The organism is Streptomyces sp. NBC_01260 (assembly GCF_036226405.1).
GTDB classification, from domain to species: Bacteria; Actinomycetota; Actinomycetes; order Streptomycetales; family Streptomycetaceae; genus Streptomyces; species Streptomyces laculatispora.
The window spans coordinates 666,468-692,557 of the sequence record NZ_CP108464.1 but is presented as its reverse complement, the minus strand read 5'-3'; the positions used below and the strand labels follow the sequence as shown (position 1 = coordinate 692,557).

The window sequence follows — 26,090 nt, the reverse complement described above, 5'->3', positions numbered from 1 at the left end:
CGACATGGCGACCGAAGTCCTCTGGTACATCATCCCGCGCGAGGGCTCCTATCCCTGGGAACCCGAGGGGCGGCGCCCGGTCGACCTGGGCTATCTCGCCCAGCTGGCCGGAACGGTCGAGCGGCTCGGCTACAGCGGTGCGCTGCTCGCCACCGACCTGTACGACGTCTGGCCGCTCGGCAGCGCGCTCGCCGCGTCGACCAGCACCCGCTTCAAGCCGCTGCTCGCCGTCCACCCCGGGCTCATCTCTCCGACCCTGCTGGCCAAGATGGCGCTCAGCTTCGACACCCTCTTCGGAGGCCGGCTGCGCTTCAATGTGGTCAATGGTTCAACCAAATCCCTCCAGGAGTACGGCCTCCATGTGGAGCACGACGAACGGTACGAGCTGAGCGCGGAGTACTGGTCGATCGTGAAGCGGCTGACGGCCGGTGAGGTGTTCGACCACAAGGGCCGCTTCTACGACCTGAAGAACGCCGGCTCCTCCTTCCGCGAGCTGAAGCCGGTCCAGGACTCGCACATCCCGCTCTGGTTCGGCGGCTCGTCCGGCCCCGGCATCGAGATGGCGGCCGAACACGTCGATGTCTTCCTGACCTGGGGCGAGCCCCCGCACCTGCTGAAGGAGAAGCTGGACACGGTCCGGGCGCGGGCCGCCGCGTACGGCCGCACGCTCAGGATCGGGCTGCGGCTGCACCTCATCGTCCGGGACACGCAGGACGAGGCCTGGGCCGCGGCCGACCGGCTCCTCGACGTCACGAGCGACGCCACGTACGCCCGTCAGCTCGGTAACCGGGCGGGCGAGGACGGGGTGGGCTGGCAGCGGCAGTTCCGCCAGCACGGCGGCAAGGTCCCCGCGCACGCCCGGGAGCTGGAGGTGCACCCGAACATGTGGCCGGGCATGGGTCTCTTCCGCCCCGGCCCCGGAACGGCCGTGGTGGGGTCCACCGCGCAGGTCGTCGAACGGCTCAAGGAGTTCGAGGACCTGGGTGTGGACACCTTCATCCTCTCCGGCAACCCGCTGCTGGAAGAGGCCTACAGGGTGGCCGAGACGGTGCTTCCGGCGCTGGACGTCACACGCTGAGGGGCTCCCTCCCACGGTGCAGGGCACCGTGGGAGGGACGGTGGCTGACGGACTGCGGTTGTCCGTGCCCGGTGCAAGACTCGGACACATGGGGAGGAACCCCAATGTGTCCGAGAACGGACCACCGAAGGAGAGCACCATGCTCACCACCCGTTTTGTTGACGGAGCCCCCAACTGGATGGATCTCGGCACCCCGGATCTCGATGGGGCCACGGCCTTCTACACCGCCCTCCTGGGCTGGGGGTACGAGGCCGGGGGGCCCGAGACCGGTGGGTACGGGATGTTCACGCTGGACGGGAAGTCCGTCGGGGGCGTGATGACGGTCACCGAGGAGCAGGCGAAGCCGTCGTGGTCGGTGTACTTCCAGTCGTCGGACGCCGACGCCACCGCGCGGGTGGTGGAGAAGTCGGGCGGGAAGGCGTTGTTCGCCCCGATGGACGTGCTGGAGTTCGGCCGGATGGGCGGATTCACCGACCGCGCCGGGGCGTACTTCGGCGTCTGGCAGCCGAAGGGGCTTGCGGGACTCGGAGTCGTCGGGGACCCCGGCAGTCTCTGCTGGGCGGAGCTGTATACCCCCGACGTCCCGGCCGCCGCGGCGTTCTACGGGGCCGTCCTCGGCTGGGAGAGCAGCCAGGTGCCCTATCCGGGCGGCGGAGGCTCGTACACGATGATCCGGACCGCGGGCGGCGGCGAAGAGACCTCCTTCGGCGGGCTCGTCCCGCTCGACGCCGTGCCGGTACGGGCGGTAAGGGGGCCGCACTGGCTGCCGTACATCGAGGTCGAGGACTGCGACGCCACGGCGGCGGAGGTCGAGCGGCTGGGCGGCAAGCTCACACTGGAGCCGCTGGAGATGGAGGGCGTGGGCAGGTTCGCCAACGTCACCGATCCCCACGGTGCGCCGTTCGCCGTGATCAAGAGCGCGTAGACGCCCGCCGGCCGGGTGGCGGCGGCCCGGCCCGCTGGTTGATGGATCGTTGATCAGTCGTTTATCGCGGCAGGGCACTGTGTGCCCCATGCTGATCAACACCTCGATCGACCCCGCTCTCGCCTGGCAGGAGACGGCGCTGTGCGCGCAAGCGGGGCCCGAGTTCTTCTTTCCCGCCCCCGGCAGCTCCACCCGGGAGGCCAAGCAGCTCTGCAACGCCTGCGAAGGGCGCCTGGCCTGCCTGGACTACGCCCTCGACAACGACGAGCGCTTCGGCGTGTGGGGCGGCCTCTCCGAGAAGGAGCGGGACCGGCTGCGCAGAGTCGGACGCGACCAGGCGTGATCCCGCTCCGCCCGGGTCAACAGGGGCCTGCGGCGGGGGCCTGAACCGGGACGCCGCGCCGCCGGCCCGGACCGGGCGCCCGCGTCAGGACGCGACGTGGAACGTTTCGCCGTACATCTTCCAGGTCAGCGGCGGCTTCAGCGCCAGATTGCCGTCGTACAGGAATTCCCGCTGCGTCGTGTCGATGCGCGAGGTGTCGTGCTGGTTCTTCTTCGACTTCATCACGGCTCGCGCGGCGTCCAGGAAGGCGTCCAGATAGGCCTTCTCGTCGCCGCCCTCGTCGACCGTGTCGGCCTCGGCCAGCGCTGCCTTGCGGATTCCGTAGAAGCCGTCCGGGGCCGTTCCGGGGCCCTGCAGCACCATGGCGTCGAAGTAGATGAACTGGCCCAGGGTGCCGAGCCCGTCCAGTTTGGCCAGCCGCACGGCCGGCTCGAAGTACTGCTTGTCCCGGACCCGGTCCTGCGCGGCACGGAACACCGGGTCCGTGGCCGACTTCTTCCACGCGGCGGTGAAGCCGGGGTCGAGGCCCTTGTGCGAGCCGGTGCCGTCGACCTTGCGCAGGGCCGGGACGAACGGCGTCAGCGGGCTGTCCGGGTGGTCCTTGGTGAACGCCTCGACGAACGTGAGCATGTCGTGCGTTCCGGAGCAGAATCCGACGATCCCGGCCGTGTAGCCGGTGCCGTCGCCGTTGTCGTCGATCGTGGCGTACTGGCCGCGCCAGTCCAGTGTCGAGCTCTCCGAGCTTGCCAGCAGCTTCCAGGCGAGCTCGCGCTTCGCCGGCGCGTCCAGCCCGGCCGGCATCGCCGCGACGCGCTCGTCCAGTTGACGGCGTTCCTCGTCGTTGGCGGCGGCGTACGGATCGGGGCCCACCGAGGAGTCGGCCGGGTCCGCAGCCGCGGGTGAGTCGGCGGGCAGCTCGGGATCGTCGCCACCGCCGTTGAAGAGTATGGAGGCGGCGATGGCTATCGGCGCGGCGAAGAGAACGAAACGCGTCAGAGGTTTCACCGGCACAGAGTACGGTTCGCACGTCCGCGCCGAGGGGTCACCCCACCTGCACATCCGCCGGGGGCGGGCCGCAGGGGTCCGCCCCCGGCGGGGTCACGTGGTGCGGGCCGTCAGGCCTGGGCCCGGGCCGCCATCCGCGCCTTGCGCGAGGCCAGCTTCTCGTCGAACTTGGACGCCTCGCTGTCCAGCCCGTTCATGTACATACCGAGCTCCTCCTGCGCCTTCAAGCCCTCCGGGCCCAGCCCGTCGATGTCCAGCACCTTCAGGTACCGCAGCACCGGCTGGATGACGTCGTCGTGGTGGATGCGCATGTTGTAGATCTCGCCGATCGCCATCTGCGCGGCGGCCCGCTCGAAGCCGGGCATGCCGTGGCCGGGCATCCGGAAGTTCACGACGACATCGCGCACGGACTGCATGGTCAGGTCCGGTGCGAGCTCGAAGGCCGCGCCCAGGAGGTTGCGGTAGAACACCATGTGCAGGTTCTCGTCGGTCGCGATCCGCGCCAGCATCCGGTCGCAGACGGGGTCGCCCGACTGGTGGCCGGTGTTCCGGTGGGACACCCGGGTCGCCAGCTCCTGGAAGGCGACGTAGGCCACGGAGTGCAGCATCGAGTGGCGGTTGTCGGACTCGAAGCCCTCCGCCATGTGCGCCATCCGGAACTGCTCCAGCTTGTCCGGGTCCACGGCGCGCGAGGTGAGCAGGTAGTCGCGCATCACGATGCCGTGCCGGCCCTCCTCGGCCGTCCAGCGGTGCACCCAGGTGCCCCAGGCACCGTCGCGGCCGAAGAGCGAGGCGATCTCGTGGTGGTAGCTGGGGAGGTTGTCCTCGGTCAGCAGGTTCACGACCAGGGCGATCTTGCCGATGTCGGTGACCTTGGACTGCTCGGACTCCCAGGCCTGGCCGTCCTCGAAGATGCCGGGGAAGTTCCGGCCGTCGGAGAACGGCACGTACTCGTGGGGCATCCAGTCCTTGGCGACCTTGAGATGGCGGTTGAGTTCCTTCTCCACCACCTCTTCCAGCGCGTACAGCAGTTGGGCGTCAGTCCACGCCGGTGAACTGCCGAGGTGGGGAGAGGTGATCGTCACGGGGAGCTCCTGGGGACGGGAGAATTACCTACGGCTTCGTAGGTTACGAGACCGTAGGTTAAAGCGGCGGTAAGGCCAGAGCCAAGCCCGCCCGGGCGATGACCGGATACTTTATGTCATATGCGCAGGTCAGGCGTATATACAGAGGGTCAGGTCGGCTGTGGGGGAGGGCCTCAGACAGAGGAAAAGCCGGGCCCGGCCCTGGTGGTGTTGGGCTCCGAACAGTCGGCGTACTCGGAGCGCAGGCGCACAGGGGGCTCGGCCGGCCGGTCGGGGATCAGAGCAGATGGTCCGCCGCGCCGGACTTCACCGCGGAGATCAGCGCCCGCAGCGCCTCCACGGAGTCGCTGGCGTGGGTGGCGCTGTCGGTGGTGGAGCCGATGTAGGCGCGGCCCTGGTCGTCCAGTCCGAAACGGAAGCAGTTCGCCCCCTCGCTGCAGAATGCCTCGTCCCAGTAGATGTCGTTCATGGTCTCTCCTCAGAGGTCCTGGGCTATACGTCGGATGAAGTCGCGTGATTCCTCGACGGGTAGCGCGAGCGTACGAAGCCGGTCCAACAGGCCCCGATAGCGCCGCAGTTGCATATCGGCATCCAGCAGCATCGAGCCGTGCGAGGAATCGAGCTGCACTGTATCGAGCTGAGGCACTACGGTCGGTAGCATAAGTCTCACACGGGGCGACCATGCCGCCGTGTGGCCGTCACCACATGTACCGGAAGCGTGAGTACCTTGATGAAGGGCGCACTGCGTTGTCTCCCGGCTCTCGCCCCCGCCGGGTCCCATCCGCCGATGGCGGACAATCTGAGCTATTCGTTCGCCCTGCCCGGCGGTGCTTTCTGCGTCGGCCTCGCCCGCCGCGCCGTGAGCGATCTGCTCATCCGGCACGACCTCGCGGAACTCTGTGACACCGCGGTTCTCGCCACGTCGGAACTGGTCGCCGCCGCCTACCGGTTCACCCCGGACCGGGAGATGCTGCTCCGGGTCCACTCGCGCTGACGGCGTCCGGTGGCTCCAAGACCTGGGCGTTACTCCATCCCCAGCCCCCGCACAGCCCTCCCGGCTCCGTACTCACATTCCTGCCCGCACCTCCTCGGCCGTGGTGTCCCTGAGCTCGCCGTCGAGCAGCAGCCAGCGCGTGATTCCGAGTGACTCCAGGAACGGCACGTCGTGGCTCGCCACGATGAGCGCTCCCTCGTACGAATCCAGTGCCGCCGTGAGCCGGCGCACGCTCGCCAGGTCCAGGTTGTTCGTCGGTTCGTCCAGCATCAGCAGCTGAGGTGCCGGTTCGGCCAGCAGCAGCGCGGCCAGAGCCGCACGGAACCGTTCCCCGCCCGAGAGGGTTCCCGCGGGCCGGTCCGCCCGTGCCCCCTTGAACAGGAAACGTGCCAGCCGCGCCCTGATCGCGTTGTCCGTGGCATCCGGTGCGAACCGCGCCACGTTCTCCACCACGCTCAGCCCGTCGTCGAGCACGTCCAGCCGCTGCGGCAGAAACCGCGTCGGGAGCTGTACCGCCGCCTCGCCGGACACCGGTGCCAGCTCACCGACGAGCGTCCGCAGCAGCGTCGTCTTGCCCGCTCCGTTACGTCCCACCAGTGCGATGCGCTCCGGACCGCGCACCTCGAACGAGCCCTGGACCCGTGCCCCGTAAGCCAGTTCCAGATCGCGCAGCACCAGCACGCCGCGGCCCGGGTGGACCTTGGTGTGCGGCAGCTCGACCCGGATCTCGTCGTCGTCGCGCACCGCCTCGACGGCGTCGTCCAGGCGCTCCTTGGCCTCGGCCAGCCTCTCGGTGTGCATGATGCGGTGCTTGCCCGCCGACTCCTGCGCGGCGCGCCTGCGGGCGCCCATGACGATCTTCGGTTCGCGCTTCTGGTCGTTCATCTTCTGTCCGTAGCGCTTGCGTCGCGCCAGCTTGACCTGGGCGTCGGCGAGTTCGCGCTTCTGCCGGTGCACATCGGCCTCCGCGACCCGCACCATGCGCTCGGCGGCCTCCTGCTCCACGGCGAGCGCCTCCTCGTACGCCGAGAGGTTTCCCCCGTACCAGGTGACCTCGGAGCCCCGCAGATCGGCGATCTGATCGACGCGTTCCAGGAGCTCCCGGTCGTGACTGACGACCACGAGCACCCCGGTCCACGCGTCGACCGCGGCGTACAGCCGTTCCCGTGCGTACAGATCCAGGTTGTTCGTCGGCTCGTCGAGCAGCAGCACGTCCGGCCGGGCCAGCAGCAGCGCGGCCAGTCCCAGCAGCACGCACTCCCCGCCGGACATCTCACCGATGGTGCGGTCGAGCCCGATGTGCCGGAGACCGAGCTGGTCGAGCGTGGCACGGGCCCGCTCCTCCACGTCCCAGTCGTCACCGACAGCCGCGAACCGCTCCTCGCCGACGTCGCCCGCCTCGATGGCGTGCAGCGCCTCACGGGTCGCGGCGATGCCCAGGGTCGCGTCGACCCGCAGCGCGGTGTCCAGGACCAGATTCTGCGGCAGGTAGCCGATCTCGCCCGCGGCCTTGACCTGGCCCGCGGCCGGAGTGAGGTCGCCGGCGATCAGCCGCAGCAGGGTCGACTTGCCGGCGCCGTTGATACCGATGAGACCCGTACGGCCGGGCCCCACGGTGAGATGGAAGTCGTCGAAGACCTCGCTGCCGTCGGGCCAGGCGAAGGAGAGCGACGAGCAGGTGAGGTGTGCGAGTGGAGCTGACACTAGGAATCTCCCGGTTGCGAGGAAGGTCAGGGGCAACGGGATGAGACACCGGTCACTGGCGTTCCACGGAAGGATTCCGGGGGTGTGGAGGAAGGCCCTGGTCACGGAGGACGGCTCGAAGAGCTGAGGTCACACTCGGGCACGCGGACATGTACAGACATGACACGGCGCGCAACACGGTGTCTCAAGACCTCAGACGAGCAACGTCCTACTCCGATCGGCGACGACAAGGACATCGCAGACGCTACGCCCGGCTCACGGGCGGGGCAAACGAATTAACGGGATCGGGTCCCTGACCGCCGTACCCGCGGGGGCCGGGTCAGCGGGAGCCGCCGAACAGATCCGTCAGGCTCCGGTCCAGGTCCAGGAACCGGTGCTCGGCACCGGCGGGCACCAGCTGCTGTGTCCGCCGCAGGAACCGGCGCAGGTCGGCCGTGCGCACGTGCACCATCGCGATGCCCTCGGCGGCGTGGAACTCCAGAACCGTGCGGTCGTAGCCGAAGGGCCTGATCCGTACGTCGCCCACGCCCGCCGGTGTGTCCATTCCCGCCGTGAGCAGTTCCCGGGAGAACTCCCAGGACACCTCGGTGCCCTCCAGTGTCGCGGGTGCGGGGAAGGCCATGCGGATCGCGAAGGGGTCCGTGCGGTCGTACTGCAGGACGGCGGGAAGTGTTTCCATCTGCGGCGCGGACGCCACCATGCGGGCCTGTACGGACTGCTCGATAACGATGGACAAGACCTGCTCCCTTTCGCGACCGGATGAACGGGTTCCCGGCACTGATACAGACGACGGAAGTCGCCGATCCGTGCACCCGGGGACCGAGTGAGCTGCGTCACCGCTCACCGGGCCCCGCATCCTGATCATGTGCCCGTTGCCGGGCTGCGCACCCTGGACGGCGCGCGGTCCGTCGGTTAGCTTCCAGCGCCATGAGGGCCAAGGGAAAGACGCGACGACTGATGTCACTGGGACTGTGCGGGGCGGCGCTGGCCGCCGCGCTGACCGCACCGGCAGCTCACGCGGCACCCGCGGAACGGCACCGGCCCGGCGACCGGCCGGTCTGGACGCCCACCGCCACCGGAACCGATGCCCGCTTCCGCGGCCTCGCCGCGGTGAACAGCCGCACCGCCTGGCTCGCCGGCACGAAAGGTACGGTGCTGCGCACCTCCGACGGCGGCCGGCACTGGCGCGACGTCTCCCCGCCCGGTGCGGCCGGGGCGGGGCTGGAGTTCCGCGACATCGAGGCCTTCGACGCCAGGCGGGCGGTGGCGCTGACCATCGGCGAGGGGGAGGCGTCCCGGGTGCTGCGCACCGGCGACGGGGGAGTGACCTGGACCGAGTCCTTCCGCAACACCGACGCCCGCGCCTTCTACGACTGCCTCACCTTCTTCGACAGCCGGCACGGGCTGGCCATGAGCGACCCGGTGGACGGCCGGTTCCGCATCCTGTCCACCGCGGACGGCGGCCGCAGCTGGAGCGTGCTGCCCGGTACGGGTATGCCCCGGGCCCAGGAGGGTGAGGCGGGGTTCGCGGCCAGTGGCCAGTGCCTGGTCAGTTCGGGTCCCAAGGACGTCTGGCTGGCGACCGGCGGGGCGGCCACCGCCCGCGTCCTGCACTCCGGGGACCGCGGACTGACCTGGCGGGCGGCCGAATCGACCCTCCCGGCCGGTGACCCCGCCCGCGGGGTCTTCGCGCTGGCCTTCCGCGACCGGACCCACGGGATCGCGGTCGGCGGCGACTACCGCCCCGACCAGGAATCGCCTCACGCCTCGGCCGTCACGGACAACGGCGGCCGCGGCTGGCGCCGGTCGGCCACCGCGACCGCCGCCTACCGCTCGGGCGTCGCATGGCTGCCGCACAGCCGGTCGGCCGCACTCGCGGTCGGCCCGGCCGGCACGGATCTCACCACGGACGGCGGGCGCACCTGGCGGACGGTCGACAGCGGCTCCTACGACACGGTCGACTGCACCGCTGACGGCGGCTGCTGGGCCGCCGGCGAGCAGGGGCGTGCGGCCCGGCTGACCGGGCTCTGACGGGGCGCGGTGACTACTGCTGACGGTAGGGGGCGAGGGCGTCCGACGTCTTGGTCGCGATGAACTCCGTGATCCGGTACGCGCAGACGCCGTACACGGCGAAGGGGTCACCCGCCGCGAGCCGCTCGATCGCGGCCCGGTCGTCCCCGACGGCGAGAATCACTCCGCCGTCCCGCGGGTTCTTGCGGCCGGAGGCGATGAAGACCCCGGCCGCGTACTGCGCGTCGAGCCAGCCGACGTGGTCCTTCATCAGCGCGTCGACACGGTCGAGGGGGGCGGTGTAGGAGAGCTCGAGTACGAACATGATCTCCAGGCTACGGGAGGGCTCAGCGGCGGAACCCGGGACCGCCCGGCAGAGGTGCGAGCCCCGCCCGCGACGCCGCCCCTCAGGTGCCGGCCGTCCTAAGCTGGCCGGCACCATGACAACTTTTCAGATGCCCTCCGACGAGGCCGGTGCCCGAGCCGTCCAGGACTCGCTGCGTGCCCGGGTGGTGCTCGACGAACCCGGGCCGCCGCCCGGCACCGGCCGGGTGACAGGTGTCGACGTCGCCTACGACGACGAGCGCGACGTCGTCGTGGCGGCGGCCGTCGTGCTCGACGCGGCCACCCTGGAGGTGGTGGCCGAGTCCACCGCCGTCGGCCGGGTCACCTTCCCCTACGTCCCCGGACTCCTGGCCTTCCGCGAGATCCCCACCGTGCTGGCCGCGCTGGAGTCCCTGTCGGTCGGCCCGGGGCTCGTCGTCTGTGACGGATACGGGCAGGCGCACCCGCGCCGCTTCGGGCTCGCCAGCCATCTGGGGGTGCTCACCGGGCTGCCGGTCATCGGCGTCGCGAAGAACCCGTTCACCTTCTCGTACGAACAGCCCGGTCCGTGTCGCGGAGACTGCTCGCCGCTGCTCGACGGGGACGAGGAGGTGGGCCGGGCGCTGCGTACCCAGGACGGCACCAAACCGGTCTTCGTCTCCGTCGGCCACCGCACCGGCCTTGACAACGCCTGTGCGCACACCCTGTTGCTGGCCCGGGACTTCCGCCAGCCCGAGACCACCCGCCGGGCGGACGCGCTCTGCCGGCGGGCGCTGCGCGAGGCGACCGGCTGAGAGCGGTGCGGGCGGGGGCCAGGGCGTCTGAGTATCCGTACGGATAGCGTTCGCCGATCATGATCGGCACTCTGGACACATGAACGTAACTCGCACACCCACCCGAACCGCACCTCTTCGCCCTGCCCAGCGCCGTGTCGCGGCGGGCATGCTGATCGGGGGTGCGGTGGCATTCGTCTGGGCCGGGGCGATGCTCTACACGCTGACCTCGTGGATCTTCTAGGCCGGGGCGACGCTCTGCACGCCGACGGCCTCGTGGATCTTCCGGAGGGGGTCAGCGGACCGCCGCCACTCGGAAGCCCAGCCCGGCCGCCCGCAGGCGTCCCCCCAGCGCATCGCCCATCGCGACCGCCGTGGTGACCTGTCCCGACACCGTCGGCAGTTCGTCCAGCGCCAGACACAGCGCGGACTCCGCGAGCATCTTGGCCGTCTCGCCGTAGCCCGGATCGCCGCCCGACACCTCGGTGAACACCCGGCGGCCGCCGCCCTCGCCGACGAACCTGACCGTGAACCAGCTGCGGTGCCTTCGCTCGGCGTCGGGGCCCGAGCCGGGTTCGTACCGCTCCATCAGCCACGCCCGTGCGGCCGGCAGCTGCGCGGCGCCCATCAGCGCGCCCAGCGCCGCCGTGCCGCCCAGCGCCACCGGCAGGTGCTTGACCGAGGCGTAGTGCCGGTAGCGGAAGTCGGGGCCGTAGCGGGGCAGCGCTCGGGCGGAGCGCTCCACGATCCGCGCGTCCAGCGTGGGCAGCGGAAGCGCCCAGGTGCCGGTCTCCGCACTGAAGCGCGGTGCGCCGAGCGGGGCGCGGGCACGGCGGCCGACAAGACGCGGCTCGTGCAGCCGGCGCTCCTTCGCGGCGCGCAGCATCTGCGGGCCGCGGCCCATCGCCGTGAGCGCGGAGGCGAACGTACCGCCCGAGAAGGCCGCGTTGCTGCGGACGAATCCGTCGATGCGCAGCGGCACGTCCTCGGGCAGCTGCTGGACCGTGAAGTACACCCCGAGGTCGTGCGGTACTGAGTCGAAGCCGCACGCGTGCACGATCCGGGCGCCGGTCTCGCGTGCCCGGGCGTCGTGCTCCAGATACATCCGGTCGGCGAACTCCGGCTCGCCGGAGAGGTCCGCGTAGTCCGTCCCGGCCTCGGCGCAGGCGGCGACCAGCTGCTCGCCGTACCAGACGTACGGGCCGACCGTCGTGGCCACCACATGGGCGGACTCGGCCAGCTCGCGCAGTGATCCGGCGTCGTCCGCGTCGGCATGCAGCAGCGGGAGGTCCGCGCAGCGGGGATCGGCGGCGGTGAGGTGATTGCGCAGTTGCTCCAGTCTGGCGCGGTTGCGCCCGGCCAGGGCCCAGCGGCAACCGTCCGGCGCGTGTGACGCCAGGTATTGGGCGGTGAGGACTCCCACGAATCCGGTGGCGCCGAAGAGGACTACGTCATAGGGGCGTTGTGCCCCGTTCTGCCTGTTCACGAGTGCCTCCGCAGGGGCCGGCGCCGATGTGGCAGGCAGAGGTTAGCGGAGGGGACGTGGCGGTGTGTGCCCGGGAGGGCTTCGTGGGGGAGGATCGGCGGGAAAAGAACTAAGCGCTTGCTCGGCCGAAAGGGTTGTGCGGAGCGCCGTACGTTCTTAGCATCATCGGTGTTACATCGGTTGTGTCATACCGCTGGGGGCTCGATGGCAGCAACAGGGAACGGCGCGCAGGGCCCGCGGGGCCCGCTCGCCGGCGTACGGGTGGTCGAACTGGCGGGCATCGGCCCCGGCCCGTTCGCCGCGATGCTCCTGGCCGATCTGGGCGCCGACGTGGTGCGGGTCGACCGGCCCGGCGGCGCCGGGCTCGGCATCGACCCGGCCCGCGATCTCACCAACCGCAACAAGCGCTCCGTCCTCGTCGACCTCAAGGCCGAGCACGGCCCGGAAACGGTCCTGGAGCTGGCCGAGCGTGCCGACATCCTGATCGAGGGATACCGGCCGGGCACCGCCGAGCGCCTGGGGGTCGGCCCCGACGCCTGTCTGGCCCGCAACCCGCTCCTGGTGTACGGGCGGATGACCGGCTGGGGCCAGGACGGGCCGCTCGCCGAACGGGCCGGGCACGACATCGCCTACATCGCCCTCACCGGCACCCTCTCCATGATCGGGAAGCCGGACGAGCCGCCCACCGTCCCGGCCAATCTGCTCGGCGACTACGCGGGCGGCTCGCTCTACCTCGTCGTCGGCGTCCTTGCCGCCCTCCAGCACGCCCGTACGCCCGGCGGCTCCGGCCAGGTCGTGGACGCGGCGATCGTCGACGGCGCCGCCCATCTCGCCATGATGATCCACGGGATGCTGGCGGCCGGCAGCTGGCAGGACCGGCGTGGCTCCAACCTCCTGGACGGCGGCTGCCCGTTCTACGGCTCGTACGAGACCGCCGACGGCGAGTACATGGCGGTCGGCCCGCTGGAGCAGCGGTTCTACGCCGAGTTCACCGGGCTCCTCGGCATCGGGGAGACGGCCCCCGACCGCGGCGACATCTCCCGCTGGGACGAGCTGCGCGCGGTCGTCGCCGCCCGGTTCCGCACCCGCACCCGCGCCCAGTGGGCCGAGGTCTTCGCCGGCTCGGACGCCTGCGTGGCGCCCGTGCTCTCGCTCCGCGAGGCCCCGCACCACCCGCACCTCGCCGCCCGCGCCACGTTCGTCGAACACGGCGGACTCACCCAGCCCGCGCCCGCGCCCCGGTTCTCGGCCACGCCCTCCTCGGTGCACAGCGGCCCGGCGCAGCCGGGCGCGGACACCGACGCCGTCGCCGCCGACTGGGACGTACCGGGCCTGCGGACCACCCGGAAGGACACCACCGACTGATGCAGCGGCAGATCTTCAACGAAGAGCACGACGCGTTCCGCGAGGCCGTCCGCACCTTCCTGGCCAAGGAGGTCGTCCCGCACTACGAGCAGTGGGAGAAGGACGGCATCGTCTCGCGCGAGGCCTGGCTCGCGGCCGGACGGCAGGGGCTTCTCGGCCTCGCGGTGCCCGAGGAGTACGGGGGCGGCGGCAACGCCGACTTCCGCTACAGCGCCGTCCTCGCCGAGGAGTTCACCCGGGCGGGCGCCGCGGGGCTCGCGCTCGGCCTGCACAACGACATCATCGGCCCCTATCTCACCGGTCTGGGCACCGACGAGCAGAAGCGGCGCTGGCTGCCCGGCTTCTGCAGCGGCGAGATCATCACCGCCATCGCGATGACCGAACCCGGTGCCGGCTCCGACCTCCAGGGCATCCGCACCACGGCCGAGGACAAGGGCGACCACTGGCTGCTCAACGGCTCCAAGACGTTCATCTCCAACGGCATCCTCGCCGACCTCGTCGTCGTCGTGGCGAAGACCACCCCGGACGGCGGCGCGAAGGGACTCTCGCTCATAGTCGTCGAGCGGGGTGCGGCGGGCTTCGAACGGGGCCGCAACCTCGACAAGATCGGCCAGAAGTCCCAGGACACCGCCGAACTGTTCTTCAACGACGTCCGGGTGCCCAAGGAGAACCTCCTCGGTGAGCTGGACGGCGCCTTCATCCACCTGATGACCAACCTGGCCCAGGAGCGGATGGGCATCGCCGTCGCCGGGATCGCCGGCGCCGAGTACCTGGTGGAGATCACCACCGAGTACGTCAAGGAGCGCGAGGCCTTCGGGCGGCCGCTCTCCAAGCTCCAGCACATCCGCTTCGAGATCGCCGAGATGGCCACCGAGTGCGCCGTCACCCGTACCTTCCTCGACCGGTGCATCGTCGACCACTCGGAGGGGACGCTCGATGCCGTGCACGCCTCGATGGCCAAGTGGTGGGCCACCGAACTGCAAAAGCGCGTGGCCGACCGCTGCCTCCAACTACACGGCGGCTACGGCTACATGACGGAGTACCGGGTGGCCAAGGCGTTCACCGACGGCCGCATCCAGACCATCTACGGCGGTACGACCGAGATCATGAAGGAGATCATCGGCCGCTCGCTGCTCGGCTGACCCCCGCAGGCCACCACCCCCCGCCGTGCCACACCCCCTGTTGCGCCACCACCCTCGAAAGGCAGCTGTCTTGAGTACCGAAGCGTTCGTCTACGACGCGATCCGCACCCCGCGCGGCCGCGGCAAGGCCAATGGGGCCCTGCACGGCACCAAGCCGATCGACCTCGTCGTCGGCCTGATCCATGAGATCCGCAGCCGCTTCCCGGGCCTGGACCCGGCGGCCATCGACGACATCGTCCTCGGCGTGGTCAGCCCGCTCGGCGACCAGGGCTCCGACATCGCCCGGATCGCCGCCATCGCGGCCGGCCTCCCGGACACCGTCGCGGGCGTCCAGGAGAACCGCTTCTGTGCCTCGGGGCTGGAAGCCGTCAACCTGGCCGCCGCCAAGATCCGTTCGGGCTGGGAGGACCTCATCCTCGCGGGTGGCGTCGAGTCGATGTCCCGGGTGCCGATGGGCTCGGACGGCGGCGCCTGGGCGATGGACCCGATGACCAACTACGAGACGGGCTTCGCGCCGCAGGGCGTCGGCGCCGACCTCATCGCGACGATCGAGGGCTTCTCGCGCCGCGACGTCGACGAGTTCGCCGCGCTCTCGCAGGAGCGGGCCGCCGAGGCGTGGAAGGACAACCGCTTCGCGCGCTCCGTCGTCCCCGTCAAGGACCGCAACGGCCTCGTCGTCCTCGACCACGACGAGCACATGCGGCCCGGCACCACGGCCGACTCCCTCGCCGCGCTCAAGCCGTCGTTCGCGGCCATCGGCGAGATGGGCGGCTTCGACGCGGTGGCACTCCAGAAGTACCACTGGGTGGAGAAGATCGATCACGTCCACCACGCGGGCAACTCCTCCGGCATCGTCGACGGAGCGGCCCTGGTCGCGATCGGCTCGAAGGAGATCGGGGAGCGGTACGGCCTCACGCCGCGCGCCCGGATCGTCTCCGCCGCGGTCTCCGGCTCCGAGCCCACCATCATGCTCACCGGCCCCGCGCCCGCCACCCGCAAGGCGCTCGCCAAGGCCGGGCTCACCATCGACGACATCGACCTCGTCGAGATCAACGAGGCCTTCGCCGGCGTCGTCCTGCGCTTCGCCAGGGACATGGGGCTGCCCCTCGACAAGATCAATGTCAACGGTGGTGCCATCGCGCTCGGCCACCCCCTCGGCGCCACCGGCGCGATGATCCTCGGCACGCTCATCGACGAGCTGGAGCGCCGGGACAAGCGCTACGGCCTCGCCACCCTCTGCGTCGGCGGCGGCATGGGCGTCGCCACCGTCGTCGAGCGCCTCTGACCGTCCCCGGCAACCCCCTGCTTACGGAGAAGAAGAGAATGACCGAGAGCACGACCATCCGCTGGGAACAGGACGAGACCGGCGTCGTCACCCTCGTACTCGACGACCCCAACCAGTCCGCCAACACGATGAACCAGGCCTTCAAGGACTCCATCGCGGCCGTCGCCGACCGCGCCGAGGCCGAGAAGGACTCCATCCGCGGCATCATCTACACCTCCGCCAAGAAGACCTTCTTCGCGGGCGGCGACCTCAAGGACATGATCAAGGTCGGCCCCGAGAACGCCCAGGCCGCCTTCGACACCGGCACCGCGATCAAGGACTCGCTGCGCCGCATCGAGACCCTCGGCAAGCCGGTCGTCGCCGCCATCAACGGAGCCGCCCTCGGCGGGGGTTACGAGATCGCGCTCGCCTCCCACCACCGCGTCGCCCTCGACACGCCCGGCTCCCGGATCGGCCTGCCCGAGGTCACCCTCGGCCTGCTGCCCGCGGGCGGCGGAGTCACCCGCACCGTACGCCTCATGGGCATCGCCGACGCGCTGCTGAAGGTGCTGCTCCAGGGCACCCAGTACACCCCGCGGCGCGCCCTGGAGAACGGCCTGGTCCACGAAATCGCCGCGACGCCCGAGGAGATGCTCGACAAGGCCCGCGCCTTCATCGAGGCCAACCCCGAGTCGCGGCAGCCCTGGGACGTCAAGGGCTACCGCATCCCCGGCGGCACCCCGTCGAACCCCAAGTTCGCCGCCAACCTGCCCGCCTTCCCGGCCAACCTGAAGAAGCAGCTGGCCGGGGCCCCGATGCCCGCGCCGCGCAACATCCTGGCCGCCGCGGTCGAGGGCTCGCAGGTCGACTTCGAGACCGCGCTCACCATCGAGGCCCGCTACTTCACCGAGCTGGTCACCGGCCAGGTCTCGAAGAACATGATCCAGGCGTTCTTCTTCGACCTCCAGGCCGTCAACTCCGGTGCCAGCCGCCCCAAGGGCATCGAGGAGCGCCAGGTCCGCAGGGTCGCCGTCCTCGGCGCCGGGATGATGGGCGCGGGCATCGCCTACTCCTGCGCCCGCGCCGGTATCGAGGTCGTCCTCAAGGACGTCTCCGCGGAGGCCGCCGCCAAGGGGAAGGCGTACAGCGAGAAGCTGCTCGACAAGGCGCTCTCCCGGGGCCGTACGACCGAGGCGAAGCGCGATGAGCTGCTCGCCCTCATCACCCCGACCGGCGACCCGGCCGACCTCGCCGGCTGCGACGCCGTCATCGAGGCCGTCTTCGAGGACACCGCGCTCAAGCACAAGGTGTTCCAGGAGATCCAGGACGTCATCGAGCCCGACGCGCTGCTCTGCTCCAACACCTCCACCCTGCCCATCACGGCCCTGGCCGAAGGGGTCGCGCGCCCCGCCGACTTCATCGGGCTGCACTTCTTCTCGCCCGTCGACAAGATGCCGCTCGTCGAGATCATCAAGGGCGAGAAGACCGGCGACGAGGCCCTGGCCCGCGCCTTCGACCTGGTCCGCCGGATCAAGAAGACGCCGATCGTCGTCAACGACTCACGCGGCTTCTTCACCTCACGCGTCATCGGCCAGTTCATCAACGAGGGCGTCGCGATGGTCGGCGAGGGCGTCGAGCCCGCCTCCGTCGAGCAGGCCGCCGCCCAGGCCGGATACCCGGCCAAGGTGCTCTCCCTGATGGACGAGCTGACGCTCACCCTGCCCCGCAAGATCCGCGACGAGACCAGGCGGGCCGTCGAGGAGGCGGGCGGCAGCTGGGCCGGTCACCCGTCGGACTCGGTCATCGACCGGATGGTCGACGAGTTCGGACGCCCGGGACGCAGCGGTGGCGCGGGCTTCTACGACTACGACGAGAACGGCCAGCGCACCCGCCTCTGGCCCGGTCTGCGCGAGCACTTCGGGCGCTCCGGTGGTCGTGCCCCGGGCGGGCACGTCCCGAAACCGGACACGGACATCTCGTTCACCGACATGCAGGAGCGGATGCTCTTCTCCGAGGCCCTGGACAGCGTCCGCTGCCTGGAGGAGAACGTGCTGATCACCGTCGCCGACGCCAACATCGGCTCCATCATGGGCATCGGCTTCCCGCCGTGGACCGGCGGCGTGCTCCAGTACATCAACGGGTACGAGGGCGGCCTGCCCGGCTTCGTGGCCCGCGCCCGGGAACTCGCCGAGCGGTACGGCGACCGCTTCCTGCCGCCCGCGCTGCTCGTCTCGAAGGCGGAGCGGGGCGAGACCTTCCACGACTGACGCCAGGCGCTGCGGGCCGTAACTCACTCAGCGGTGAACGCGGCCCGCAGCTCCTCCTTCAGCGACCGCTGGAAGGCGGTCACCAGCGCCTGGAGAACCATCGGCTGCATATGCGCCGACAGCGACTTCATCGCCCTGAGGTGCTCCGGATCCGACTCCCGCTCCCGGTACGGACTCCACACCTCGTCCCGGAACAGCCGGGTCAGCTGCTGGGCGGCCGAGCGGGTGTGCTCCAGCAGCACCGTCCGGGCGGCCAGGATCGTCTCGTGCGCGATCGGCACGTCGAGCAGTTCCACCCCGAGCCGCAGCAGCCCCGGATCCACCCGGTAGGGGGCCTCGCCCGGATCGGCCCGTTCCAGCACGCCCATCGCGGCCAGCCGGTCGAGGTCCTGTCCGGTCAGCGCCCGCCCCGCGCGGCGCTCCAGCTCCGCCCGGGTCGCGTCCTCCGCCGAGTCCGGCGCCCAGGAAGCCACCAGCGCCCGGTGGATCGCCAGATCCTGGGCGCTCAGATCGGGCGGCAGCTGCTCCAGATAGCGTTCGATGGCGGCGAGCGTCATGCCCTGGTGCTGGAGCTCCTCGATCAGTGCGAGCCGGGAGAGGTGGTCGTGCCCGTAGTGCCCCACCCGGCGCGGCCCGATCACCGGCGGCGGCAGCAGCCCCCGGGTGCTGTAGAAGCGCACCGTGCGCACGGTCACCCCGGCGCGCGCCGCCAGCTCGTCGACGGTGAGCGTCGGCTCCTCGGTCCCGGTCGCCATGTCTGCTCCTCGTGTCCGACCCCGCGGGTGAACTGCTGGGCGTGTGCGTCAATCAGGTGCAACAGTATTGCTGTCTCACCACTGTTGTGAAAGTGTCCGTCAGCAGCGAAGCGCAGTCCACCCCCGGGTACGGGCCCGCACGGTCCGGCCGAGGACGGCCGGAAGGATCGCCCGGCACAGCCGCGCCCGCTTCGCCGTCGCCGAGGGGGAACGTCTCCCCGGCACTCGTGGAGAACACCCTGAAGGAACACCCCCTGATCGGTCAGGCCCCTGTCCACGGCGACGGCCGCTCCTGCCTGATGGCCCTCCTGGTCCTGGACCCCGAGACGGTACCGGCGTGGGCGGCCGCCCGGGGCATCGACGTGGCCGCCTCCGCACCGGCCGGAGCCCGGCGGGGAGAAATGACGCATCGGTTGCCGGTGCCCGCTCGTACGCTGGTGCGATGACGGAGATCACGTACGTACGGGGGGATGCCACCGCCCCGCAGGGCAAGGGCGTCAAACTGATCGCGCATGTCTGCAACGACCTGGGCGGCTGGGGCAAGGGCTTCGTCCTGGCGCTCTCGCGCCGCTGGCCCGAGCCGGAGGCCCGGTACCGCACCTGGCACCGGGAACGGGCGGGCAACGATTTCGGCCTCGGCGCCGTTCAGTTCGTCCAGGTGAGCCCGTACATCTGGGTGGCGAACATGGTGGGCCAGCGAGGGATGCGCACCGGTAGCAAGGGGGTGCCGGTGCGCTACGAGGCGATCGATACGGCACTGGGTGCGGTGGCCGGCCGGGCGACCGGGCTGGGGGCTTCGGTGCACATGCCACGTATCGGCTGCGGACTGGCGGGCGGCAAGTGGTCACGGATCGAACCACTGCTGGAGCAGCGGCTGTCGAGCCGGGGGATCGGCGTGACGGTGTACGACCACGACTGACCGCCACGCCCCCTCGCACGGGCGAGGTGACAGAGAGACGGACACGGTCTCTGTGTTGCGGCGCCGCTATGGTGAACCGGAACCGGCAAGGAGCGGGGAGGGCCCATGGCCGCACGGAGTACGGACGAAGCACTGCTGGCCCGGGCGCTCGACGAGGCACCGCCCTCCGACGCGCTGAGCGAGCAGATCCTCGACGCCGCGCGTGAGCAGTTCATGACCTTCGGGCTGCGCCGCTCCACCGTCGACGACGTCGCGAAGCGGGCGGGGGTCTCGCGCGTGACCGTGTACCGGCGGATCGGCAACAAGGACGGCCTGGTGTCGGCCTGCTTGCTGCGTGAGTACCGGCGCTTCGTCGTCGAGGTGGACGAGGCGGTCGCCGCGCTCCCCACCACCGAGGACCGGATCGTCGAAGGGTTCGTGGCCGTCCTCGGCCACATCCGCGAACATCCCCTGGTGGGCGGGCTGTTGCGGCTGGAACCGGAGATCATGCTCCCGTTCCTGACCGTGGAGAGCGGGCCGGCACTCGTCGCCATGCGCGGCTACGTGGCCGGTCGGCTGCGCGAGGCCAGGCGTGCGGAGGGGAGGCCGGAGGCCGATCCGGCACCCGTCGCCGAGCTGATGGTGCGCATCACGGTCTCCTTCCTCCTCAACCCGGTCAGCTGTTTCGAGCTCGACGACGACGAGCAGCTGAGGGCGTTCGCCCGCCGCTACCTGGTGCCGCTGATCGCCGTCGCTTAGGACTCCTGACAAACGTGGTGGGCCTGACCTGGTCAAGGGTCAGTGTCGCGCACGAGGCTGTCGGGTAGCGGGACGCGGTCAGCTGCGTAAGCGCATGCGGTAAATCTGGCGATGTCGGCGATCATCTCCGGGATACTGGTCGCCCGTGGATGAGGTCAAAGTCGTTGTCGCCCATTGCGAGCGTGCGACTCTGCGCGTCGGCGACGTGTTTCTGAAGGTGGACGCCGATCAGGCGCGTATCGACGTCGAGGTCGAGGCGATGTCCCTGGCACCGGTACCGACCCCGGAGGTCCTGTGGCGCAAGCCGCCCGTGCTCGCGATCGCCGCGCTCCCGGGGACGACGCTTGGGCGCCTCGGTGGGCCGTCGACGGGGTCGTCGGCAGCGTGGGCCGCTGCGGGCGCCACAATCCGGAAGCTGCACGACGCGCCGCTGCCGTCCCGGCCGGGCCGGGCCGGCCGGAGCGTCGTCGCGCTGGCGGCGGAACTCGACGACGAGTGCGAGTTGCTCGTGGCGAACGGCGTCCTGCCCACTGACCTGGTCACCCGTAACCGCCGGGTCGCCGAGGCCGCGCTCCGGCCGTGGACTCCGGCGTTCACGCACGGCGACCTGCAGATCGCGCACGTCTTCGTCGACGGCGACGAGGTGACGGGCATCATCGACTGGTCCGAGGCGGGCCAGGGTGATGCTCTGTACGACCTCGCCACCTTCACGCTCGGACACGAGGGGCACCTCGACGACGTCATCGCCGGCTATGGCACCGACATCGACCTCGACGTGATCCACGCTTGGTGGTCGTTGCGAAGCCTGCTGGCGGTTCGCTGGCTGATCGAGCACGGCTTCGACCCGTTCGCGCCGGGCTGTGAGGTCGACGTGCTGAGATCCCGGGTGTGAGGCTACGCGGGCAAAGTGTGGTGCGCAGTCGTCGCCAGCAGGTCATCCCCGAGCCGAAGCCCAGCTCCTGGGGCAGAAACGCCCAGCGGATCCCGGTATGCAGCACGAACAGGATCCCGCACAGCACCCTGCGGCTATCGGGCAGTCCTTAAGTGCGCTGATCCGCACGCCCGTTCAGCGGCGCCGCCGAGGGCGAGGGACGGCGCTCGTCGGGCAGTGGCTCCAGGGGCCGGCTGCCCGCCCAGTGCGGCCCCAGGTCGTCCAGCCGCCAGCCGAACGGGTAGGAACGCGGCTGCGGGCGTGAGGGCAGCCAGCGGGGCCGGGCCGGGAGGAGGCGCACGCACCGCGAGCGGGCCCGCAGCGATCCGGCGGCCGCCGACCGGACCCAGCGGGGCTGCGCCCTGAACCCCAGGGCCCGCAGCAGTGGTTCGTCCAGCAGCGCGAGCGAGAACCGCGCGATCACCGGACGCAGCGGGCGCGGATACCAGCTCGCCATGATCCGGAACGTGGCGTTGGCGACCCGCCGGTTCGCCGGGTCGTACGCGAACATCCGCTCCTCGTAGGAGTCCAGCAGCCGCTCGAACCCCTCGTAGGTGTCCGGCGCGCCCTCGATGCCCATCATCGCGGCCATCTTCCGGCCCACCTCGGTCAGCGCCTCGGTCTCCACCCGGCACAGGGGCCGCCAGCCGAACCGGTCGATCCAGCGCTTCGGTCCGACGACCGTGGTCGCCAGGACGTACAGGAAGTCCTCGTTGGGTATCCGGTACTTGCCGTGGATCCGGTTGAGATGACGCGCGGCAGCCCGCCCGCGCTCCGAGTCGAAGCCGTCGGCGGCCATCTCGTACCCGATCAGCACCGTGTCGTCGTACCGCTTCTGCCCGGCCCGTTCGAACTCCTGGGTCCGGTCCAGGAGTACGGAGATCCGGGGGACGCCGTAGTCCCGGAGGAAGGCGACGCTCACCCCCTGCCGATAGTCCCAGGGGAACTCGTACTGGGAGATCAGCCGAAGAATTTCGGCGTAGTCGCGCGCCGGATTCATCCGGCGTATCTCGTGCAGGCGGCTGTATCGGCCCATGGTGCGCCCTCCTGTCCGTGTACCGGCTCCCTGTGGGACCGCTCTTCGACTGGTGCCTGAGTGGGACGGTCCAACTCGCTTGCTGCGCAAGGAATATGAGAGTCCGTCTGTTCCGAGAGTCAAAGTTACAAATACTATCGACTTGTTTCACAGGTCCCGTCAACAGTGCCGACGGACCGGCGGCCGGGCGGGCGTGCGGCGGGGAACGGCGGGGGCCGGTGAGCGAGACGCCCGAAGCGCTCGCATACTGGATCAGGCAGGGGCCGGTCGCCGTGCCGTGCTCCCGCGCCGACCGTGGGGAGCACCGAATGACACGCGAGCCGGACCCCGTGCCGCCCCCGCCCGGGGGTGTGCTGTGGAGCCTGTCCGGCGACATCCGGGCCCTGCTGATGCTGCCCGCCGCCCTCACCCTCCAGGTCGCCCATCCCGCCGTCGGCGCGGGGGTCGACGAGCACTCCGTCTTCCGTACGGACCCGTGGGGGCGCGGCGAACGTTCCCTGCGCTCGCTCCAACTCTGGGTGTACGGGGGAGCGGAGGCGGTGGAGGAGGGGCGCCGGCTTCGTCGGCTGCACCGCACCATTCAGGGCACCGACACCAGGGGCCGCCCCTACCACGCCCTGTCACCAGCGAACTACGCATGGGTGCACGCCACCGGATTCCCCGTGTACCAGCACGCGGTGCGGTACCTGATCCGCCCGCTCAGCGGGGAGCAGGAGCGGGCGCTGTACCGGGAGTGGCTCCAGGTGGGCCGGGTGCTCGGGATCCGCGACCGGGACATGCCGCAGACCATCGAGGAGTTCTGGCCCTACTACCGCGGCATGCTGGCCGGTGAGATCGAGCGGACCGTCGTCGTCGACGAACTGGTCGCCCCCGGTACCCCCGTACCGCCGCCCGACCGAGGCCCCCTGCTCCTGCGGCTGCTGACGAGGGCCCTGTGGCCGGTGCTTCTTCCGCCCTTGGCCCGGTTCCGCCGCTTCCTCACCGTCGGGCTGATGCCCCCGGACGCGCGCGAGGCGATCGGCCTGGAGTGGACGGATGCGCAGGAGCGCGCGCTGCGGCGGTTCTGCGCCGTGGCGCGGGTGGTGGTGCCGGTGCTGCCGGAGCGGCTGCGGTATCTGCCGAGGGCGCGTCGGGCGAGGGCGGCCCACCGGGAGGCCCGGCGGCGTGCGCGAGCGGTGTCCGGCTGACGGGGTGCCGCGGTGGGGCGGGGGGAGCTGATCGGGGTCCGGTCCCCTCGCGGTGGCCGGACGCCCTCGCAGCGGCCCGATGCCTGGATCAGGCCGAAGCGCGGCGGATCAGCTGTGTCGGCATGATGACCGGACCGGCGTCCCCGGCCCCGCCGTCGAGCCGATCCATCAACAGTTTGACCATCAACCTGCCCATGCTCACCACATCCTGGCGGACTGTCGTCAGCGGCGGATCGGTCGTCTCGGCGACCGACTCCATGTCGTCGAAGCCGACCAGTGCCACGTCCTGCGGTACCCGGCGCCCGTGCTCGCGCAGCACCCGCAGGGCGCCCGAGGCCATCAGGTCGTTGGCGGCGAAGACCGCGTCCAGGTCCGGCCGCCGCTCCAGCAGTGCGGCCATGGCGCGGGCACCGCCCTCCGCGGTGAAGTCGCCGTCCGCGACCAGTGCGGGATCGCCGTCGGGCAGCACGTCGAAGTACCCGTCGATGCGATCGAGCGCGGAGGTCTGGTCGCGCGGGCCCGCGATGTGCGCGATGTGCCGGCGGCCGAGCGAGACCAGATGGCGCACGGCCTCACGGGCGCCGCCGCGGTTGTCGCAGTCGACGTAGGGGACCGCGAGCTCGGAGGTGGCGCCCGGCCGTCCGGGGCGCCCGCCGTAGACCGTCGGTACCCGGAACCGGCGGATGACCGCGGGCAGTTCGTCGTCCGTGTGCAGCGAGAAGGCCAGTACCCCGTCCACATGGCCACCGGCCAGATAGCGGGTCACCCGGTCGAAGTCCCCGCTCCCCTCCACCAGGAGGAGCACCAACTGGGCGTCATAAGTAATGAGTTCACGGCTGATGCCGCGGATGTGCTGGGAGAAGAAGGGGTCGGAGAAGATACGTATCTCGGGTTCGTCGATGATCACGGCGACGGCTCCGTTGCGCCGGGTCACCAGCGTCCGGGCGGCGTGGTTCGGTATGTAGCCGAGCTCATCGACCGCCTTGCGCACCTGGTCCACGAGCGGCTGCCGTACCCCGGCCCCGCCGTTGACCACTCGGGAGGCCGTTGCCCGGGACACCCCGGCCCGGGCTGCCACGGCTTCCAGTGTGGGGCGTGCGTCGTGAGGGGCATCGGGGGTCGGACGGGGCAAGGGACGCTCCTCGGAGGCGCGGGAGGGGGCCGGAGACGGCCGGGGTCCGGCCGAACAGCACGAACCTCGCCAGCCTAGGGCCTTTCGCGGAGCGGTGACCGGGGGACCTGTCGCGCGGGCGCCGGCCACGGTACCTTCCGCCCATGCCGACACGTGCGCGGGGTGCCCGCTCGACGTACAGACCGCCCGTTCCGGCCCCCGCCGGCGGTCCGTGCGACACGGCGGCCGGTGGCCGGTGAACCGCTGCGCGCCGAAGTACCGCGACCGGCGGGCGGGGCGTCACAGGGTTCGCAACCTCGCGCTGACGGGCGTCGCCACCGCGCTGGCCGGCGCGCTGGTCACGGTGTCCGCCGCGGCGGCGCGGACCCCGCCGCGTACCGGATTCGAATCCGCCGACGGGGCACGCTGGACCGGCCCGGCCGAGGAACGCTCCTTGCTCGCGGCCGTCGCCCGGCACAGCGACCGGGTCTCCGTGGAGCGGATCGGAACGACGAAGCAGGGGCGGCCGTTGCGGCTCGTCCGGATCGGCAGCCGGCGTCCGACCGCCCTCACCGTGCTCCTCGTGTGCGGCCAGCACGGTGATGAACCCGCCGCCCGCGAGGCCTGTCTGACGGTGATCCGTGATCTCGGATACGCCAGGGACCGGGCGACCCGGGACCTTCTCTCCCGTACCGAGATCCTCGTCATTCCGACCGCCAACCCCGACGGTCGCGCCGCCGGAACCCGTGGCAACTCCGACGACGTGGACATCAACCGCGACCACATCGCGCTGCGGACCGCCGAGGGCCGGGCCATCGCGGCGGCCCTCCGGGACGACAGGCCCGATGTGGTCTACGACCTGCACGAGTACGGCGCGACGCCGCCGTACTACGACAGCGACCTGACCGTCCTGTGGCCCCGCAACCCCAATGTCCATGACCTGGTGCGCGACGAATCGAAGCTCCTGGCCGAACGCCATGTGCGCCCGGCCGCCCGGGACGCCGGACACGACAGCGGGCTCTACGGCATCTGGACCGACCCGGTCACGGGCCGGCCCGTCAAGCAGACCGCGGGCGACGGGCAGGAGCGCATCCTGCGCAATGCGGCGGGCGTCAAGCATGCGGTGGCCCTGCTCGTCGAGTCCCGCGTGGACGCGCTCACCGACGCCGAGCGGGCCGACCCCGCACTCAACAACCGTCGCCGGGTGCACTCCCAACGTGCCGCACTCAAAGGCCTGTTCTCCTACGTCGAGGAGCGGCGCGGCGAGATCGCCGCCGCCACCGCCCGCTCCCGGGCGGCCGGGTTCACCGACCGGGGCCCGGTCCCGCTCGGCGGGGCCGACAACGAGGCGGCGGGTCCGGGCGAGACCCTCGCGCACCCGCCCTGCGGTTACCGGCTCACGGCGGCCCAGTTCGCCCGGGTCGGGGACGAACTCGTCCTGCACGGCGTCACCTCCCGGCCCGACGGTGACGGTGTGTACGTACCGCTGGCCCAGCCCGCCCGGAGGCTGGTCCCGCTCCTTCTGGACAAGAATGCGACGTATCACCTCATAAACGGTCAAGCTGATACCGCTTGTTGATCCCGGAAGATGTGCGTCGCGTGTGGTACTGCCTACGGAGAGCGAAACTCCAGCTTCCGTGAAAGGTGC

The 26,090-nt window shown here is 70.9% G+C and carries 28 protein-coding genes and 1 pseudogene; 17 read left to right on the top strand and 12 right to left on the bottom strand.

The annotated features are described in order from the left end of the window. The first annotated feature begins 4 nt into the window (after positions 1-4). From OG322_RS03140 to OG322_RS03130, 3 genes are all read left to right on the top strand, one after another. On the top strand, positions 5-1,078 hold the full coding sequence (locus OG322_RS03140; RefSeq protein WP_124285697.1) for an LLM class flavin-dependent oxidoreductase: 1,074 nt from the start codon (positions 5-7) through the stop codon (positions 1,076-1,078). A gap of 139 nt (positions 1,079-1,217) precedes the next feature. Then, entirely contained in the window at positions 1,218-2,003 is a 786-nt protein-coding gene (locus tag OG322_RS03135) for a VOC family protein (protein ID WP_123466350.1), read from the top strand. Between the two features lie 88 nt (positions 2,004-2,091). After that, entirely contained in the window at positions 2,092-2,346 is a 255-nt protein-coding gene (locus OG322_RS03130) for a WhiB family transcriptional regulator (protein WP_123464407.1), read from the top strand. A gap of 84 nt (positions 2,347-2,430) precedes the next feature. Here OG322_RS03130 and OG322_RS03125 read toward each other — a convergent pair whose 3' ends face one another. From OG322_RS03125 to OG322_RS03110, 4 genes are all read right to left on the bottom strand, one after another. Then, positions 2,431-3,342, bottom strand: coding sequence for a chitosanase (locus OG322_RS03125; RefSeq protein WP_123466352.1), 912 nt, complete (start codon positions 3,340-3,342; stop codon positions 2,431-2,433). A 119-nt stretch (positions 3,343-3,461) separates the two neighbouring features. Continuing rightward, on the bottom strand, positions 3,462-4,436 hold the full coding sequence (locus OG322_RS03120) for an acyl-ACP desaturase (RefSeq protein WP_329306005.1): 975 nt from the start codon (positions 4,434-4,436) through the stop codon (positions 3,462-3,464). A gap of 277 nt (positions 4,437-4,713) precedes the next feature. Then, positions 4,714-4,905 (bottom strand): hypothetical protein, encoded by a 192-nt coding sequence (locus OG322_RS03115; RefSeq protein ID WP_123464411.1) that lies wholly within the window; start codon positions 4,903-4,905, stop codon positions 4,714-4,716. A gap of 9 nt (positions 4,906-4,914) precedes the next feature. Next, a complete protein-coding gene (locus OG322_RS03110) occupies positions 4,915-5,097 on the bottom strand; it encodes a Scr1 family TA system antitoxin-like transcriptional regulator (RefSeq protein ID WP_323179770.1) in 183 nt (60 codons plus the stop codon). A 126-nt stretch (positions 5,098-5,223) separates the two neighbouring features. Between OG322_RS03110 and OG322_RS03105 the strand changes: the two genes are divergently transcribed. Then, the gene (locus OG322_RS03105) at positions 5,224-5,430 is read left to right on the top strand and encodes a hypothetical protein (protein ID WP_241200303.1); all 207 of its coding nucleotides are present in this window, start codon (positions 5,224-5,226) and stop codon (positions 5,428-5,430) included. Between the two features lie 72 nt (positions 5,431-5,502). Here OG322_RS03105 and OG322_RS03100 read toward each other — a convergent pair whose 3' ends face one another. Together OG322_RS03100 and OG322_RS03095 are read right to left on the bottom strand one after the other, a co-directional pair. Next, positions 5,503-7,134 carry an ABC-F family ATP-binding cassette domain-containing protein gene (locus OG322_RS03100; protein WP_123464413.1) on the bottom strand — a complete coding sequence of 544 codons (1,632 nt, stop codon included), beginning with the start codon at positions 7,132-7,134 and terminating at the stop codon, positions 5,503-5,505. 319 nt (positions 7,135-7,453) lie between these two features. Further along, entirely contained in the window at positions 7,454-7,870 is a 417-nt protein-coding gene (locus OG322_RS03095) for an SsgA family sporulation/cell division regulator (protein WP_123464415.1), read from the bottom strand. A 191-nt stretch (positions 7,871-8,061) separates the two neighbouring features. Between OG322_RS03095 and OG322_RS03090 the strand changes: the two genes are divergently transcribed. Further along, positions 8,062-9,165 carry an oxidoreductase gene (locus OG322_RS03090; RefSeq protein WP_241200304.1) on the top strand — a complete coding sequence of 368 codons (1,104 nt, stop codon included), beginning with the start codon at positions 8,062-8,064 and terminating at the stop codon, positions 9,163-9,165. Between the two features lie 13 nt (positions 9,166-9,178). Here the strand turns inward: OG322_RS03090 and OG322_RS03085 are convergent, their stop codons facing one another. Then, entirely contained in the window at positions 9,179-9,469 is a 291-nt protein-coding gene (locus OG322_RS03085; RefSeq protein ID WP_123464419.1) for a YciI family protein, read from the bottom strand. Between the two features lie 115 nt (positions 9,470-9,584). On the opposite strand from OG322_RS03085, the gene OG322_RS03080 reads away from it, so the two are divergent. Together OG322_RS03080 and mmpA are read left to right on the top strand one after the other, a co-directional pair. Next, positions 9,585-10,262, top strand: a complete 678-nt coding sequence (locus OG322_RS03080; RefSeq protein WP_266410600.1) for an endonuclease V — start codon at positions 9,585-9,587, stop codon at positions 10,260-10,262. Between the two features lie 79 nt (positions 10,263-10,341). Next, positions 10,342-10,485 (top strand): morphogenic membrane protein MmpA, encoded by a 144-nt coding sequence (mmpA, locus tag OG322_RS03075; RefSeq protein ID WP_164494477.1) that lies wholly within the window; start codon positions 10,342-10,344, stop codon positions 10,483-10,485. Between the two features lie 51 nt (positions 10,486-10,536). Here the strand turns inward: mmpA and OG322_RS03070 are convergent, their stop codons facing one another. Next, positions 10,537-11,727, bottom strand: a complete 1,191-nt coding sequence (locus tag OG322_RS03070) for a saccharopine dehydrogenase family protein (RefSeq protein ID WP_329306004.1) — start codon at positions 11,725-11,727, stop codon at positions 10,537-10,539. Positions 11,728-11,931: 204 nt separating this feature from the next. On the opposite strand from OG322_RS03070, the gene OG322_RS03065 reads away from it, so the two are divergent. From OG322_RS03065 to OG322_RS03050, 4 genes are all read left to right on the top strand, one after another. Beyond that, entirely contained in the window at positions 11,932-13,092 is a 1,161-nt protein-coding gene (locus OG322_RS03065; protein ID WP_124285701.1) for a CaiB/BaiF CoA transferase family protein, read from the top strand. Further along, on the top strand, positions 13,092-14,234 hold the full coding sequence (locus OG322_RS03060; RefSeq protein ID WP_329306003.1) for an acyl-CoA dehydrogenase family protein: 1,143 nt from the start codon (positions 13,092-13,094) through the stop codon (positions 14,232-14,234). The genes OG322_RS03065 and OG322_RS03060 overlap by 1 nt, the downstream gene beginning before the upstream one ends. Positions 14,235-14,304: 70 nt before the next feature. Next, complete coding sequence (locus tag OG322_RS03055) at positions 14,305-15,519, top strand: acetyl-CoA C-acetyltransferase (RefSeq protein WP_266410597.1); 1,215 nt, start codon at positions 14,305-14,307, stop codon at positions 15,517-15,519. Between the two features lie 38 nt (positions 15,520-15,557). Further along, positions 15,558-17,765: a 3-hydroxyacyl-CoA dehydrogenase NAD-binding domain-containing protein gene (locus OG322_RS03050; protein ID WP_329306002.1), complete on the top strand. Its 2,208-nt coding sequence runs from the start codon at positions 15,558-15,560 to the stop codon at positions 17,763-17,765. A gap of 23 nt (positions 17,766-17,788) precedes the next feature. On the opposite strand, the gene OG322_RS03045 is transcribed toward OG322_RS03050, so the two are convergent. Continuing rightward, positions 17,789-18,520 (bottom strand): MerR family transcriptional regulator, encoded by a 732-nt coding sequence (locus OG322_RS03045; RefSeq protein WP_123464433.1) that lies wholly within the window; start codon positions 18,518-18,520, stop codon positions 17,789-17,791. Positions 18,521-18,747: 227 nt separating this feature from the next. On the opposite strand from OG322_RS03045, the gene OG322_RS03040 reads away from it, so the two are divergent. The 4 genes from OG322_RS03040 to OG322_RS03025 all read left to right on the top strand — a co-directional run bounded on the left by OG322_RS03040 (position 18,748) and on the right by OG322_RS03025 (position 21,069). Continuing rightward, on the top strand, positions 18,748-18,966 hold the full coding sequence (locus OG322_RS03040) for a hypothetical protein (protein WP_329307816.1): 219 nt from the start codon (positions 18,748-18,750) through the stop codon (positions 18,964-18,966). Beyond that, positions 18,963-19,439: a macro domain-containing protein gene (locus tag OG322_RS03035; protein WP_123464438.1), complete on the top strand. Its 477-nt coding sequence runs from the start codon at positions 18,963-18,965 to the stop codon at positions 19,437-19,439. The genes OG322_RS03040 and OG322_RS03035 overlap by 4 nt, the downstream gene beginning before the upstream one ends. Before the next feature lie 105 nt (positions 19,440-19,544). Further along, positions 19,545-20,177 carry a TetR/AcrR family transcriptional regulator gene (locus OG322_RS03030; protein ID WP_123464440.1) on the top strand — a complete coding sequence of 211 codons (633 nt, stop codon included), beginning with the start codon at positions 19,545-19,547 and terminating at the stop codon, positions 20,175-20,177. 145 nt (positions 20,178-20,322) lie between these two features. Beyond that, positions 20,323-21,069, top strand: a complete 747-nt coding sequence (locus tag OG322_RS03025) for a phosphotransferase family protein (protein ID WP_123464442.1) — start codon at positions 20,323-20,325, stop codon at positions 21,067-21,069. A gap of 22 nt (positions 21,070-21,091) precedes the next feature. On the opposite strand, the pseudogene OG322_RS03020 reads toward OG322_RS03025, so the two are convergent. Both OG322_RS03020 and OG322_RS03015 read right to left on the bottom strand, forming a co-directional pair. After that, a pseudogene (locus OG322_RS03020) lies at positions 21,092-21,205 on the bottom strand (transposase); the annotation flags it as partial. A 12-nt stretch (positions 21,206-21,217) separates the two neighbouring features. After that, positions 21,218-22,144, bottom strand: a complete 927-nt coding sequence (locus tag OG322_RS03015; RefSeq protein WP_266410595.1) for an oxygenase MpaB family protein — start codon at positions 22,142-22,144, stop codon at positions 21,218-21,220. 308 nt (positions 22,145-22,452) lie between these two features. Between OG322_RS03015 and OG322_RS03010 the strand changes: the two genes are divergently transcribed. Then, positions 22,453-23,331: an oxygenase MpaB family protein gene (locus OG322_RS03010; RefSeq protein WP_329306001.1), complete on the top strand. Its 879-nt coding sequence runs from the start codon at positions 22,453-22,455 to the stop codon at positions 23,329-23,331. An 88-nt stretch (positions 23,332-23,419) separates the two neighbouring features. Here OG322_RS03010 and OG322_RS03005 read toward each other — a convergent pair whose 3' ends face one another. Continuing rightward, positions 23,420-24,463, bottom strand: coding sequence for a LacI family DNA-binding transcriptional regulator (locus OG322_RS03005; RefSeq protein WP_329306000.1), 1,044 nt, complete (start codon positions 24,461-24,463; stop codon positions 23,420-23,422). A gap of 235 nt (positions 24,464-24,698) precedes the next feature. Here OG322_RS03005 and OG322_RS03000 point away from each other — a divergent pair, with 235 nt between their 5' ends. Continuing rightward, positions 24,699-26,021, top strand: a complete 1,323-nt coding sequence (locus OG322_RS03000; protein WP_443066523.1) for a M14 family metallopeptidase — start codon at positions 24,699-24,701, stop codon at positions 26,019-26,021. Positions 26,022-26,090: the final 69 nt, after the last annotated feature.

Bases quoted from the DNA above. Each gene is read 5' to 3' on its own strand.
- OG322_RS03140 (WP_124285697.1), top strand. From the start codon at position 5: ATGGCGACCGAAGTCCTCTGGTACATCATCCCGCGCGAGGGCTCCTAT.
- OG322_RS03115 (WP_123464411.1), bottom strand. From the start codon at position 4,905: ATGAACGACATCTACTGGGACGAGGCATTCTGCAGCGAGGGGGCGAAC.
- OG322_RS03010 (WP_329306001.1), top strand. From the start codon at position 22,453: ATGACACGCGAGCCGGACCCCGTGCCGCCCCCGCCCGGGGGTGTGCTG.
- OG322_RS03130 (WP_123464407.1), top strand. From the start codon at position 2,092: ATGCTGATCAACACCTCGATCGACCCCGCTCTCGCCTGGCAGGAGACG.
- OG322_RS03090 (WP_241200304.1), top strand. From the start codon at position 8,062: ATGAGGGCCAAGGGAAAGACGCGACGACTGATGTCACTGGGACTGTGC.
- OG322_RS03030 (WP_123464440.1), top strand. From the start codon at position 19,545: ATGGCCGCACGGAGTACGGACGAAGCACTGCTGGCCCGGGCGCTCGAC.
- OG322_RS03045 (WP_123464433.1), bottom strand. From the start codon at position 18,520: ATGGCGACCGGGACCGAGGAGCCGACGCTCACCGTCGACGAGCTGGCG.
- OG322_RS03060 (WP_329306003.1), top strand. From the start codon at position 13,092: ATGCAGCGGCAGATCTTCAACGAAGAGCACGACGCGTTCCGCGAGGCC.
- mmpA (WP_164494477.1), top strand. From the start codon at position 10,342: ATGAACGTAACTCGCACACCCACCCGAACCGCACCTCTTCGCCCTGCC.
- OG322_RS03015 (WP_266410595.1), bottom strand. From the start codon at position 22,144: ATGGGCCGATACAGCCGCCTGCACGAGATACGCCGGATGAATCCGGCG.
- OG322_RS03050 (WP_329306002.1), top strand. From the start codon at position 15,558: ATGACCGAGAGCACGACCATCCGCTGGGAACAGGACGAGACCGGCGTC.
- OG322_RS03035 (WP_123464438.1), top strand. From the start codon at position 18,963: ATGACGGAGATCACGTACGTACGGGGGGATGCCACCGCCCCGCAGGGC.
- OG322_RS03065 (WP_124285701.1), top strand. From the start codon at position 11,932: ATGGCAGCAACAGGGAACGGCGCGCAGGGCCCGCGGGGCCCGCTCGCC.
- OG322_RS03080 (WP_266410600.1), top strand. From the start codon at position 9,585: ATGACAACTTTTCAGATGCCCTCCGACGAGGCCGGTGCCCGAGCCGTC.
- OG322_RS03105 (WP_241200303.1), top strand. From the start codon at position 5,224: ATGGCGGACAATCTGAGCTATTCGTTCGCCCTGCCCGGCGGTGCTTTC.
- OG322_RS03110 (WP_323179770.1), bottom strand. From the start codon at position 5,097: ATGCTACCGACCGTAGTGCCTCAGCTCGATACAGTGCAGCTCGATTCC.
- OG322_RS03085 (WP_123464419.1), bottom strand. From the start codon at position 9,469: ATGTTCGTACTCGAGCTCTCCTACACCGCCCCCCTCGACCGTGTCGAC.
- OG322_RS03135 (WP_123466350.1), top strand. From the start codon at position 1,218: ATGCTCACCACCCGTTTTGTTGACGGAGCCCCCAACTGGATGGATCTC.